Below are 13050 nucleotides of genomic sequence, written 5' to 3' on the forward strand. Positions count from 1 at the left end.
GTCACCTCACCAATAGATCAGGTGTTGCCGGCGTAGCTGGCGGAACTTCGCCAGCTCGTCCTGCCACGCCCCGATGACCTCGGCGACACCGGCGCCGGCGTCGATCATCGTGCGCAACCGGGCCGAGCCCGCGAGCTTGTCGACGAAGTTGTCCGGCCGCCACGCGAACAGCGCGGGATACAGCCGCTTCGCGGTCACGAGCATGGTCACGGCCGTGCGGATCGGGTCGAACGACTGCTCGTCGGTCACGTGCAGCTGCACACCACCGCAGGTCTTGCCGACGAACTTGTTGAACGTCGGCACGAAGTAGTTCTCCCGGAACCGCACACCGGGCAGGTTCAGCCCGTTGAGCTCCTCGGCCCAGCGCCAGTCGACGTCCGGCATGCCGATCATCTCGAACGGCCTGGTCGTACCGCGGCCCTCGGACAACACCGTGCCCTCGAACAGGCACGTGCCCGGGTAGGCCAGCGCGGTCTGCGGCGTCGGCATGTTCGGGCTCGGCGGCACCCAGTCCAGGCCGGTCCGGCTGAACAGCGTGTCCCTGTGCCAGCCCCTGACCGCGATCACGTCCAGTTTGGACAGCCTGCGGCCACCGGTGTCGGCGGGCAGGAACTCGGCGTCGAAGAACTTGGCCAGCTCACCCGCGCTCATCCCGTGCTGCTGGACGATCGGCTTGCGGCCGACACCCGACGCGAACGCGGGGTCGAGCATCGGACCGAACGCCTTGCCGCCGACCGGGTTCGGCCGATCCAGCACCACGAACGACGCGCCCGTCTCGACCGCGGCCGCCATGGCCGTGTACATGGACCATATATATGTGTAGAAGCGGGCGCCGACATCGGCGATGTCGAAAACGACCGTGTCCACTCCGGCTTTGCGGTACATCTCCGCGAGTTTCGCCGTGGAAACACCGTATGCGTCATACACCGGGACCTTGGTCCGCGGGTCGGTATAACTACCCTCAGAACCACCGGCTTGTGCCGTGCCGCGGAATCCGTGCTCCGGACCGAACACGGCGACAGGCGCCATTCCGGCGGCCACGAGCGAATCCACGATGTGCGTCCGGTCCCGCAGAACACCCGTCGGGTTGGTCAGCACGCCGACCTTGCGGCCGGCGAACTCGCGCCAGCCCCGCTCAGCCAAGCGGTCCGCACCGGGCGTGACCCCACGGCCACGCTGCTCCTCTTGGGCCGCAGCCGGACCAGCGGCGGCTGCGACCACCGCCGCGGGCGCCACGGCCAGCAGGCTGCGTCGGCTTACCACGTCAGCCCCGTCCCGAACGGGAACAGGACACCGCTGGAGTCCGCGTTCGGCACGTTCACCGGCAGCTTGCCCTTCGGGGCGACCTTGCCGGTGATGACCTTGGCCAGCGAGGCCATCGACACGTCACGCCACGCGTACGTGGTGATCCACGTGGGAACGTCCACGAAAGCAGGGTCGTACGGCACCTGCGAGGCCACCGCGATCACCGGCTTGCCGGTCTCCTTCAGCCTGGACACCAGCGCACGCTGTGACGCTGACGTGCGCAGGCCGTTGGTCAGCACGATCACGAGGTCCGAACCGTTCGCGACCGCGACCGCCTGGTCGATCTGAGCGGTCGTGGGCGCTGCGCCCGTGGCCAACGCGGTCGCCCCCAGCTCCTTGGCCAGCGCGGCGACCGGCTCGGCCGGCTTGCCGGGGAACGCGGGGTTGTTCCAGCCGGTGACCAGGACCTTGCCGGGCAGCGTCTTGACCGGCAGCAGCTTGGCGTCGTTGCGCAGCACAGTCACCGTGCGGTCGCTGATCCGCTGGACCTCGGCGAGGTTCTGCTTCGTACCGACCTCACGCGGCAGAGCGCGTTCGTCGGCGAACGGCTTGAGGAAGACGCCCCGCTTCCACTTCTGCTTGAGGATGCGCAGCACGCTCTGGTTGATGCGGTCCTCGCTGATCCGGCCGCTGCGCACGGCGTCGATCACCGCGCCGATCGTGGTGTCCAGGCTCGGCGGCATCAGCATCTGGTCGACGCCCGCCTCCAGCGCGAGCACCGGGATCTCGGTGTCCGGGTGCATCTTGCGGACACCGTCCATGGCGAGCGAGTCGGTGACGATGACACCGTCGTACTTCAGCTCGTTGCGCAGGATGTCGGTCATGAACTTCTTCGACAGCGTCGCCGGTTCCTTGGACGGGTCGATGCTCGGCACCGTGATGTGCGCGGTCATGATCGAGTCGACACCCGCCGCGATCGCGGCCTTGAACGGCGGCAAGTCGATCTTGCGCCACTGGTCCTCGGTGCGGTCGATCTGCGGCAGGCCGTAGTGGCTGTCGTCCTTGGCGTCGCCGTGCCCGGGGAAGTGCTTGGCCGCGGCGGAAACGGTGTCACCCGGCCAGCCCGCACGCTGGTACCCGGCGATCTGCGCGGACACCATCTCACCGGCCAGCGTCGGGTCGGACGAGAAGGAACGGGCCGCGATCACGGGGTTGAGCGGGTTCGAGTTGACGTCCGCGTCCGGCGCGAAGTTGTGGTTGATGCCCATCGCGCGCAGCTCATGACCGCTGATGGCGGCCAACCGCTTGGCGTCCTCCGGCTTGCGCCCGGCCCCGACGGCCATGGCACTCGGATATTCACTGGCGGGGGACACAACCCGGGTGACGTTGCCGCCCTCCTGGTCGATCGAGATCAGCAACGGGATGTGCGCGCCGGACGTGAGAGCCGCGCGCTGCAGGCCGTTGGAGAACCGCGTGAGCTGCGCCGGGTCGTCGACGTTGTCCGTACCGGCGTTGTTGAAGTAGATGACACCGCCGACGTGGTAGCGCTGCACCACCTGGGCAGGTGTGTCCACGCCGTAGCGCTTCTTGTTCTCGGGGTGCGCTTCGTCGGCGGACTTGCCCCAGACAGTCGCGACGAACAGCTGCCCGACCCTCTGCTCGAGAGTCAGATGCCGCAGAGCGGCATTGGCCCAGCTCGACATCGCGTCCGTTTCGGGCGCGGCCGACGCGGGCGTGGCGACCGTGGCCAACGCCGTGACGGCAGCCAGAGTCGGGGGAATCCAACGACGTGACACCTCTGCCTCCCTGGAGGCGTAAGATTCTTACCGAGTTGACGCTTCAATCGGTAAGTTACCCACGTCGCCCGGGGGAGCCAAGAGCCAAACGGCGGTGTTTATGGCTTATGGCCACCTGGCCTGCCCCGATCCAAACTACCCGCCCAAAGCCCCCGGGCGTGTTGCCCAACCGAGAGACAGTCAGGTCGAACGAGAACCAACCAGCCCTGTCCAACCGGTGCCGGTCAAGCAAGAACCCACTAGCGAGGGGTCGAACAAGCCGACCCGGAGCCGGTCGAACGAGAACCAACCAGTGCCGGTCGAACGAGAAGCGAGGGCGCTGGTAAAAACGAAAAGTGCCCAGCGCTGGGTCAAGAGGAGCTCGCACCGTGGAGGGTTTGGGGGGTCGGCCCCCAATAACAAAGCGAGGCGACCTGGGGAAGGTGCCAAAGGCACCGAACACAGGCCGCCGTCGCCGAGCGCGGACGTCTCGGGTTACCAAGCGTGCAACTCACGTCGTACTTACTGGGCCTCGGCGCCCGGCGTCCCGGTACGCAGTCCCTTGACGACAAGCCTCCCGCGGCGCGCTGCGCGTGGGTGCCCGGAGTCCGCGCACGGAGCCCTGTCAGGGTGGACCAAGCTTCTCTTCGTTTGGTCCCTGGCTGTTCAGAGGTCCGCACTAACTTTGTACCTAGTGAGGGCGGTCACTTCAAGGGCACGGACGGGTGCACCGGTACAGAGTCTTTAAGCGGTAGATCAACACGCCGCGTGTCGAACGGTGTACCAGTAGCGGGCAGGTGGCGGCTTGCGCTACCTCCGACCGGGCTATCGGTGTCCCCCACATGGTTGGCTACTTTCGCCTGCGTCGCCGGATCCCGTACCACGTCGCCCCGGCCGCGGCGGCGACTCCGAGGCTCGCGGCGGTGATGGCCACGGTTGTGCCGGACGGCATCTGGATCCGCGAGCGCAGGGACACCGGCTTGGAGAACGTGAGCACGGGCCATCCGCGCTCGGTCGCCAGCTTCTTCAGCACGCGGTCCGGGTTGACGGTCGCGGGATGTCCCACAACCTCGAGCATGGGGATGTCCGTGCTCGAATCGCTGTAGGCGTAGCAGGTTGACAGGTCGTAGTCCCGTTCGGCGGCCAGTTGTTTCATCGCCACGGCCTTGTTCTCGCCGTAGCAGTAGAACTCGATCTCGCCGGTGTAGCGGCCTTGGTCGGCCACCATCTGCGTTCCGACGCTGTCGGTCGCTCCGATCATGCGGGCGATCGGGCGCACGATCTCCTCGCCCGAGGCGGAAACGACGACGACGTCGTGTCCCTTGGCCTTGTGCTCGGCGATCAGCTCGGCTGCCTCGGCGTAGATCAACGGGTCGACGATGTCGTGCAGCGTCTCCTCGACTATGGAACGGACCTGTTCGATGTCCCATCCCTCGCACAGTGCGGTGATATGTGCCCGCATCCGTTCCACTTGATCGGCGTCCGCCCCGGATTGCATGAAGACGAACTGGGCGTACGCGCTCTTCAGCACGGCACGGCGGTTGATCAGCCCGCCGTGGAAGAACGGGCGGCTGAAAGCCAGCGTGCTCGACTTGGCGATGACCGTCTTGTCCAGGTCGAAGAACGCGGCGACCCGCTTCGTCGCATCGGTCATAAGCCCAGCATATGCCCCGTCTGACGGACCCGGGCATGGCCGGTGTGCATAAGACACACCAATAAAAAGCTGTATCCGTGACCACGAGCGCGTGGGAAGGAGATACAGTAAGGGCGTCCGGTCTTCGACACCGGGCCGGTTCAGTCCGACCCCCCGGGACTGAACCTATCGACGACCCCCGTCCCTCCCCCCTGGCGGGGGTCGTCCCTTATCGCAGCCCTTGTGCGCCCCTATTCCCGTGCGCCGCCGGATTCTACGTTCGCGTAGTATCGGGGTGCCGCCGAAAGTTTTGGTGCACCACAACAATTTCCCGGTGCGTGCGGTTTGGTCGCAGTGATCGGCTGTTCGTAACGTCACCGGGGTGTGACGCAAAGCGTTCGGCCCGACGTGCCAAGGCGACCCCAAGTCCACTGTAGACAAGTCGCGGTTGTGGCCGCATTGCGTTGATACGTTCCAATGTTGTGCGTCGCCGGTTGCCTGCGGCGTTGAATGATCCGCGCGCGTATACCACAAACAATCAAGAAAAACCCCGGGAGAACCCTGAAACAGGGGGACCTGTCCACAGGCACCCCACTTGTCCACAGCCCGCCCGGCTCCCATTGCACCCCCAACCGCCAAGCGAGAGCGTGGAAAGCGTCGGGCACAAGCCCGAAAGCCGAATCCGGGGGTCCGCGATGACTGAGAACCGTCCGCTCGTCCTGGCCGACAACGAGGCCGTGCTCGACGAACTGCTGCGCCTTGCCGCCGCGGCGGGCTGCGATCTGCTGCGCGTGCCCGATGTGGCAGCCGCGAGACCACTGTGGTCCCAGGCGCCGCTCGTCCTGCTCGATCCAGGCGGCGTGTGCCACGTCCTCGCCGAACGCCTGCCGCGGCGGGACAGAGTCGTCGTCGTTTCCCTTGACACCAGCACGATCGCCACGTTGCAGGCCGCCGTCGAGATCGGCGCCGAGCGAGTCGTCGAGCTGCCGGCGGCAGGCACGTGGCTGGCCGACGCGATGGCCGACGCCGCGGAAGGACCGGCAGGACCACCCGGCCGGGTGATGGCGGTCGTCGGCGGCCGCGGTGGAGCGGGCGCGTCCGTGTTCGCCGCGGCCGTTGCCAGAGCTGCGGACCAGGCGGGCCACCGGGCGATGCTGGTCGACTGCGATCCGCTGGCAGGTGGCCTCGATCTCGTGCTGGGCGCGGAAAGCCAGAAAGGTCTGCGCTGGCCCGAGATGAACGTGAAAGGCAGAGTGGCGGCCTCGTCGTTGAGAGACGCGCTGCCGGGCAGCGGAAGGCTGAGAGTGGTCTCGGGCGCGAGGAAGGGATTCGCCCCGGAACCAGACGCGGTGACAGCGGTCATCGAGGCGGGCAGGCGCGGTGGGGACGTGGTTGTCTGTGACCTGCCCCGAGAGCTCTCGGCGTCGGCGAGCGCAGCGCTGGACCTCGCGGACCTCACGATCGTGGTCGTCCCCGCCGAACTCAGGGCATGTGCTTCGGCCGCGCTCGTCGCAGAGCGGCTCAAAGAGCGTGGCGCCTCTGCCAAGGTCCTCGTCCGCGGCCCAGCCCCGGGTGGCCTGACAGCCGACGACGTGGCCGAGGCCGTGAACCTCCCCCTGCTGTCCTGGATGCCCCACCAACGAGGCCTGGCCACAGCCCTGGAAAGAGGCGAGTTCACCACCAAGCGCGGTCCGCTCAGCGGCGCCGCCCGTCGAGCCCTGCTCACCCTCGGCATCGACGAGCGAGCGGCCTCATGATGCCGGGGATCTCCCGCGCCCTCGACTTGTCCGTTGAGGACCGTCACTCCCTGGCTCGACGCGGCGATGTGTTCCGCGGCAAGTGCCCAATCGCGACGGTGTTCTCGCCGCGGAGTGTCCCGGCTGAGCCGCGCACCGGAAGAGGTGCGTCGTGAAAGCAGACTTCGTCGAACGAGTGCGCAGCCGTGTCATCAACGCCGCCAACGGAATCACCTTCGCCTCCGTCGCCGCCGCGATCCGGGACGAAGCTGGTGGCGTGGCGGGAGACAAGGACGTGCTGGACGCGTTGCGCGTCCTCGGCCAGGAACTGGAAGGCGCCGGGCCGCTGGACCCGCTGCTGCGTGATCCCGACACCACCGACGTCCTCGTCACGGGACCGCACGAGGTCTGGGTGGAAGGGCGCGCCGGCCTGCGCAGGACTGAGATCAGATTCGCGAACGAACAGTCGGTCCGGCGCCTGGCACAACGACTGGCAGCCGCGGCGGGCCGCAGGCTCGATGATGCCCAGCCGTTCGTGGACGCCTGGCTGCCCGGTGGTGTCCGGATGCACGCTGTGCTCCCGCCCATCGCTCCAGCAGGTACCTGTCTTTCCCTGCGAGTGCTCAGACCGGCCGCGCACACCGTGGACGCGCTCTGTCGATCGGGCACAGTGGAAGCCGAAGGTGCCCGGCTGATCCAAGCCATTGTGGACGCCCGGCTGTCCTTCGTCGTCATCGGCGGGACCGGCTCGGGGAAGACGACGTTGCTCGGCGCGATGCTCGGCGCGGTCCCGCAACACGAGAGGATCGTGTGCGTCGAGGACGCGGCGGAGCTGGCGCCTGAGCACCCGCAGTTCGTCCGGTTGGTCGCGAGGCCGCCCAACATCGAGGGCACCGGCGGAGTCGGAGTGCGCGACCTCGTGCGGCAGGCGCTGCGCATGCGGCCCGATCGGCTGGTCGTCGGCGAAGTTCGTGGCGCGGAGGTCGCGGACATGCTCACCGCGCTGAACACAGGGCACGACGGCAGCGCAGGAACCCTGCACGCGAACTCACCAGCCGAGGTGCCCGCGAGATTCGAGGCGTTGGCCGCCCTCGGCGGACTGAGACGGTCCGCATTGCACAGCCAGCTCGCAGCGGCAGTGCGGGTGATCTTGTACATGCGGCGAGACGGTGACCTCCGGCGGCTCGCAGAAGTCGGTGTCCTGCAACGGGTCGGTGAGTTCGTGACGGTGACTCCGGCCTGGCGGCCCGGCCAACGGCTGTATGGGCGGGCGTTGTTGGAGCAATCGTTGACCGAGAGGGGAGTAGTTCCGCCATGGACACCGTGACCGTGCTTGTCCTCGCCACCGCTCTGCTGATCTGGCCGACGGTCAGAGCGTCGAGAAGGTTGACCGCCCTGACCGGATCACCCAGTCGTGTACTGAGACCGCCGAAACCCAGCACAGCCTTGCTGGTACTCGCCGGTGGTCTGGCGGGCGCGGCGTTGCTGGGCGTCGGCGGGGCGATCGCGGGAGCGATCAGCGGTGCAGTCGCCTGGCGGTACGGGCAGTCGCGTCGGCAACTCCGCGAACGGGCGACGGCGGTCGAGGAGCTCGCCGAAACGCTGCGTGCACTGGTGAGCGAGCTCAGGGCGGGCGCTCATCCGGTCGTCGCTGCGGAGACAGTGGCAGCCGACGCACCACCAGGTGGTGCCGAGGCGATGCGTGCCATCGCGGCAGCCGCGCGGATGGGCGGTGACGTCGAACGGGCAGTGCGGGAAACACTGTTCGCCGACGTTGCGCATGCGTGGGCCCTGGCGCAGCGCCATGGCCTACCGCTCGCAGACGTGCTGGCCGCGGTAGTCCGAGATCTCGATCAACGCGTCCGGTTCGCACGTCAGGTCCACGCGAGGATGGCAGGCCCGAGGATGAGCGCCTTCGTCCTGGCCGGTCTGCCATTGGTCGGGATAGCGCTGGGGCAAGTAGTCGGCGCGCGACCCCTGCAGATGCTGTCCGGCACGGCCGTAGGCCAAGCACTCCTCGTTCTGGGCGTCGCCCTCCTCTGCGCGGGCTTCCTGTGGAGCGGGCGGCTCACGAGGCAGGTGGCGCTGCCATGACACATCCCACGTGGGAGCTGGTGCTTGCATCAGGCGCGTTGATCGTCATGCCGGGAGCGGTCGTGGCCAGGCTGAGGCTCGCCGCCCTGACGGCCAGGTCCAGACGGAAGCTGCCTGGAACACAGGTGATCCCGGTCGTCACCGCGGCGGCTTTGCTCGCCTTCACCGTGGCGCTAGGCGCATGGGTGATCGCGGTCTCGGTCGCGGTAGCGGGTTGGTTCGCCGTGCGGCGGCTGCTCAAGCCCCCGGTCGCCGCAACGGATCCCCTGCGCCTGGCCACAAGCTGGGACCTGCTCGCGGCATGTCTGAGAGCAGGCCTGCCGGTCGCCGAGGCGGTGGGGGTGATCGCCGACCGAGTGCCCGGTGACGGCGGCAAAGCCCTGCGAACCACCTCGGGCCTCCTGGCGCTCGGCGCGGACGCCACTGACGCATGGCGACCGACGGCAGCCGTACCAGCGACAGCGGCGCTGGCCCGCGGCGCACGCCGGACAGCCAGATCAGGGACAGAACTGGCGGCAGTGGCCTCGACACTGGCCACAGAAGTTCGCGCCTCGGCGAACGACATCGCCGAAGGCCGCGCCCAACGCGCAGGCGTACTGATCGCCGGTCCCCTGGGGCTCTGCTTCCTGCCTGCCTTCGTCTGCCTCGGCATCGTGCCGGTCGCCGCCGGCCTGGCCGGCCACCTGGGATTGAGCGGATGACCTCACCGATCCGATACCCGAAAGGAACACACAGTGCAGACCACCAAACGAACCCACCGACTGCCCGACCTCCACGACGACAGCGGCGCCGTCACAGTCGAGTACGCGATGCTCTACCTCATCGCCGGTGCAGCCTGCGGCCTCGTCTACATGCTCATCACCAGCGACTGGCTTCAAGAAATGATCACAGACCTGATCAAGAAAGCAATGCAGGTGCCATAGAAACAGAAACCACAGCCACAGCAACCGACGCCGCAGCCGCAGTCGCAGGAGCCGCAGACGTCAAAGATGCCGCAGCCGCAGGAGCGGACGCAAAAGATGCAGGAGCGGTAACTGTCGAGGCGGCGATCGCCCTCGGCGCCCTCATGGCAGCCTTCGCCATCGCCGTAGCAGGCGTAATGGCAATGATCGCCCACCTCCGCTGCGTAGACGCAGCCAGAGAAGCAGCCCGCCTCATCGCACGAGACGACCACACCCTCGCCCACGAAGCAGCCGCCAAGATCGCCCCAACCGGCGCAAACCTCCAGATCAAGAAAGACGGTGACAAGATCAGCGTCAAGGTCGCCCTGACACCGATCGGCAGCCTCCTCCCCGACCTGGTCATCACGGGAGAAGCCTTCGCAATAGCCGAACCCCAAACAGACACCGAACCACCAGGCCCCCAACCCCAACACCCACCGCTCCCAACACCTACCGACCCAACAGCCACCCGCCCCCAAGGACCACCGACCGCAACACCCACCACCCCAACGGCCACTCGCCCCGAACTACCACCGATCCCAACGACCGCCGACCTCAACGACCACCGACTCCACCTACCGCCAACCCCTACAACCACCGGCCGCAACAACCACCGAGCGCCAACAGCCCCGGGCACGAGCAGCTGCCGGGCACGAGCAACCACCGGGCGAAAGCTGCCGCCCACGAGCAACTGGCGGGCACGAGGTACCGCCGGGCACACCGGGCCAGGGCCGCCGGGCACGAGCAGCTGCCGACCCCAACAACCACCAGACCTCAGTAGCCGCCAGGCGCGAGCAGCCTCTGGGCACCAGTACCGCCGGACACCAGTACCGCCGGACATCAATAGGCGCTGCCCACCAACTACCGCCGACCCCAACAGCCATCGGCCCAGCAACCACGGGGCACGAGCAGCGGGCACAAGCAGCTGCCGGGAACCAACTACTGCGACACCAACAAACCATCGGGTTCGGTAACCGCTGGGCACGAGCAACTGCGAGGCACGAACAGCCACTGCGCACCAACGACCGCCGGTCCAGCAACCACCGGCCCAATAGCCACTGGGCACGAGCAGCCAATGGCCTCAACAGCCACTCGGCACCAGGAACCGCCGGACACCAGTGCCACCGGGCCACCAACAACTGCCTAGCTAGAGAGGACGGTCCAGCCGAGGCCAACCACCGTGCCAAGACAACCGACACCACATGACCAGTCCGGAAATCCCACCCGCACCAAGCTGAACCCCCACCAAGACACCACAGGCGAAGCCGGCAGCCCGGCGCACGCTGCCCGACGGACGAATCCAACGACAATAGCCCAGCCGCCAGCCACCGAGCCGTCTTGCAGGGGATGGCATCACACGGGGGATGGCTTCGCGCCGGAAAGCCGTCGCGCCGGAAAGCCGTCGTGGAGGAAATGCGTCGAGCACCGAAACCCGCGGCGGACCGACCGAGCACCGAAACCACGTCGCACCGAACCCAGCCCCGGCGGAACACGGTCTGGCATCAGCCAGCGCCGTCCACCCGCAGACCTTCAGGCCCCGGCCGACCGCAATAAAGAGAGAGGTGCAGCCGACAAGGCCCAAGGCCCAAGGCCCAAGGCACGAGGCACGAGGCGCCGAGTCGACGGCGCCAATAGCGCCAACGGAGCAAGTAAGACCAAAGAGAGTGAGACCCAACGTGGCAGACACAAGAAGCCGAGAAGACACAGCGAGCTGCGAGGAAACCACAGGCAGGGCGGTGCGATGAAGACAAGCCGATGTTCACGCAGGTACCGCGGCAAGGCTCAGAGCAGCGCGAGGAAGCGACGGGCTGCACGGTGCGATGAAAACCAGGGGGTTCAGTGCGGCAGAACATCGGGGGCGTAGATGGAGTCCAAGAAGGCTCGGACAGCACGGTGGCACGAAGGCCACGAGCGCCAAGGCAGGGAACAGAGGCACCGAACGGCGTGTGAAGGCACCAATGGAGTACGGACAAGGGATGGGCCGCCGAGTCCCACGAAGGCCAGGACATCTCCTGGCGGCACCCCCGCAGAGCACATCGCGCAGGGACATAGACCCAGTCCAAAGGTGGCGCGAACAGGAGCGATGCGGTGACACCCGGCGCGGTCGGGCATCAAGCGGCACGAGAGACGCGAAAGAGGTCCAGCGAAAGGCGGGCAGCGAAGGACAGGCCCGATGCAGCGGAGCGGCGAAACATCGAGCGTGAGCAGGGGATGGGCCGCGTGGTGCTGTGAAGTCCACGGCGCCCAGAGCAGGCGCCCAGAGCATCAGTGAGCAGTACGGGAGGGACGGACGGAGGTGACGAGTGGTGTGAGGAGGCTTCGATGGAGTGCAGCAGGAACGGCGTCGACAACGCGGCGCCATGAAGAAGGTGCTGACAGCGGCGCGGTGACCGTTGTTGTGGCGTTCGCGGTGGCGGTTCTGATGCTGATCTTGGGGTTCGTGTTCATGATCGGCGCTGTCGCTTCCGCTCGGCATCGGGCTGGCAGTGCCGCTGATCTCTCCGCCCTTGCTGCGGCCGCGAGTTGGCCGTGGGGTGCGGAAATTGCATGTGACCAGGCGTTGTGGGTCGTCGAGCGGATGGGGATGCGGCTCGATGAGTGCCGGATGAACGGTCAGGCGGTTCACGTCTTGGTCACCGCGACGGTGAGCGGTCTTGGGCGGATCACCGCTCGTGCCGTTGCAGGACCGGTTGTCGCAGATGAGTCCGGCTGAAGTAATCGGTGGGCCTGCCACGGGCAGCGGTCGTCCGAGAGCGATGAACGGCAAGGTGGGCGGGTCGAGCTCGCTCGATGAGCGGTACCGCCGACCGGTTGACGTTCGGCTGGAACGTCGGGCCGGTTTCACTCGCCGTTCATTACCGACCAGTTGCCGACAGGCAGTTACTACGAACGGCGGTCGTGCCGTTTAGTCATATGCAGGGCACGGATGGTGCCCGCCGGGCGAGGAGGCAAGTACCCAAGATGTTGGAGACAGACTGGTCGGATAGTTGGCGCGGGGCCTTCCGTATCGAACTTCGTGCGGAGGCGGTGGGTCTCGCGTGGCACGGGTGGCCGGTGCTGCCCGGCACCTATCCGGCGGGCTCGCAGTGGGCGGGCCGTGAAGGCACGGAGAACAGCGGACCGGTTCCCGTGCACAGGGACTGGCAGGAGCGCATCGGCACCAAGCCGGAGCAGGTCGCCGCGTGGTGGACCGGGCGTCCCTACAGCCTGCTGGTGGCCACGGGCGTTGTGCTCGACGCGATCGAGGTCGACGACTCGCTCGGCCGCAAGGCCGCGGGCGTCCTGCGCACGTACGGCATGCCTGTGCCGATCGTCGCGACCCCGGCGGGCCGTTGGATGTTCCTGACCAAGACCGGTCGTCCGTTGCGCCGCGAGCTGGCCGCTGACGAGCAGGTCACGTTGCACGGCGCCGGAAGCTACGTGCCGCTGCCCCCGAGCCCCTTCGAGCACGGTGTCGTGCACTGGCGGGTCAAGCCCGAGGTGTGCGGCTGGCGTCTGCCGGAGTCGGCCGTCGTGCAGGAAGCGCTCGCCGACGCGCTGGCCACGCCGAGCAGGATCAGCTCGCTGTCCGAGCTCGTAGCTGCCGACTGACAGACCTCGCCACGCACGACACAACTCAAGAGAGA

At 67.4% G+C, this 13050-nt stretch carries 11 protein-coding genes; 8 read left to right on the top strand and 3 right to left on the bottom strand.

All coding sequences use genetic code 11. The features are described from left to right. Nucleotides 1-6: 6 nt before the first annotated feature. The 3 genes from AOZ06_RS01815 to AOZ06_RS01825 form a co-directional block, all read right to left on the bottom strand. On the bottom strand, nt 7-1263 hold the full coding sequence (locus AOZ06_RS01815; RefSeq protein ID WP_083471449.1) for an exo-beta-N-acetylmuramidase NamZ family protein: 1257 nt from the start codon (nt 1261-1263) through the stop codon (nt 7-9). Then, a complete protein-coding gene (locus AOZ06_RS01820; RefSeq protein WP_236952043.1) occupies nt 1257-3041 on the bottom strand; it encodes a glycoside hydrolase family 3 protein in 1785 nt (594 codons plus the stop codon). Before AOZ06_RS01820 ends, AOZ06_RS01815 begins: the two co-directional genes overlap by 7 nt. 829 nt (nt 3042-3870) lie before the next feature. Then, entirely contained in the window at nt 3871-4674 is an 804-nt protein-coding gene (locus AOZ06_RS01825) for an HAD-IB family hydrolase (RefSeq protein ID WP_054287803.1), read from the bottom strand. Between the two features lie 674 nt (nt 4675-5348). On the opposite strand from AOZ06_RS01825, the gene ssd reads away from it, so the two are divergent. From ssd to AOZ06_RS01860, 8 genes are all read left to right on the top strand, one after another. Further along, nucleotides 5349-6410 carry a septum site-determining protein Ssd gene (ssd, locus tag AOZ06_RS01830; protein WP_054287804.1) on the top strand — a complete coding sequence of 354 codons (1062 nt, stop codon included), beginning with the start codon at nt 5349-5351 and terminating at the stop codon, nt 6408-6410. 151 nt (nt 6411-6561) lie between these two features. Continuing rightward, nucleotides 6562-7716, top strand: coding sequence for a TadA family conjugal transfer-associated ATPase (locus AOZ06_RS01835; RefSeq protein ID WP_054287805.1), 1155 nt, complete (start codon nt 6562-6564; stop codon nt 7714-7716). Beyond that, complete coding sequence (locus tag AOZ06_RS01840) at nt 7704-8483, top strand: type II secretion system F family protein (protein WP_054287806.1); 780 nt, start codon at nt 7704-7706, stop codon at nt 8481-8483. Before AOZ06_RS01835 ends, AOZ06_RS01840 begins: the two co-directional genes overlap by 13 nt. Then, entirely contained in the window at nt 8480-9184 is a 705-nt protein-coding gene (locus AOZ06_RS01845; protein ID WP_063809940.1) for a type II secretion system F family protein, read from the top strand. Before AOZ06_RS01840 ends, AOZ06_RS01845 begins: the two co-directional genes overlap by 4 nt. 33 nt (nt 9185-9217) lie before the next feature. Continuing rightward, complete coding sequence (locus tag AOZ06_RS01850; RefSeq protein ID WP_054287807.1) at nt 9218-9406, top strand: DUF4244 domain-containing protein; 189 nt, start codon at nt 9218-9220, stop codon at nt 9404-9406. Nucleotides 9407-9549: 143 nt separating this feature from the next. Next, nucleotides 9550-10398 (top strand): TadE family type IV pilus minor pilin, encoded by an 849-nt coding sequence (locus AOZ06_RS61530; protein ID WP_269465379.1) that lies wholly within the window; start codon nt 9550-9552, stop codon nt 10396-10398. 1412 nt (nt 10399-11810) lie between these two features. Beyond that, a complete protein-coding gene (locus AOZ06_RS01855) occupies nt 11811-12137 on the top strand; it encodes an Rv3654c family TadE-like protein (RefSeq protein ID WP_054287808.1) in 327 nt (108 codons plus the stop codon). Between the two features lie 248 nt (nt 12138-12385). Next, the gene (locus AOZ06_RS01860) at nt 12386-13015 is read left to right on the top strand and encodes a bifunctional DNA primase/polymerase (protein WP_054287809.1); all 630 of its coding nucleotides are present in this window, start codon (nt 12386-12388) and stop codon (nt 13013-13015) included. Nucleotides 13016-13050: the final 35 nt, after the last annotated feature.

The sequence above is a fragment of the Kibdelosporangium phytohabitans genome, assembly GCF_001302585.1.
Taxonomy (GTDB): domain Bacteria; phylum Actinomycetota; class Actinomycetes; order Mycobacteriales; family Pseudonocardiaceae; genus Kibdelosporangium; species Kibdelosporangium phytohabitans.

Coding starts and splice junctions, on each gene's coding strand:
- AOZ06_RS01840 (WP_054287806.1), top strand. CDS start 7,704: ATGGACACCGTGACCGTGCTTGTCCTCGCCACCGCTCTGCTGATCTGG.
- AOZ06_RS01845 (WP_063809940.1), top strand. CDS start 8,480: ATGACACATCCCACGTGGGAGCTGGTGCTTGCATCAGGCGCGTTGATC.
- AOZ06_RS01825 (WP_054287803.1), bottom strand. CDS start 4,674: ATGACCGATGCGACGAAGCGGGTCGCCGCGTTCTTCGACCTGGACAAG.
- ssd (WP_054287804.1), top strand. CDS start 5,349: ATGACTGAGAACCGTCCGCTCGTCCTGGCCGACAACGAGGCCGTGCTC.
- AOZ06_RS01860 (WP_054287809.1), top strand. CDS start 12,386: ATGTTGGAGACAGACTGGTCGGATAGTTGGCGCGGGGCCTTCCGTATC.
- AOZ06_RS61530 (WP_269465379.1), top strand. CDS start 9,550: ATGGCAGCCTTCGCCATCGCCGTAGCAGGCGTAATGGCAATGATCGCC.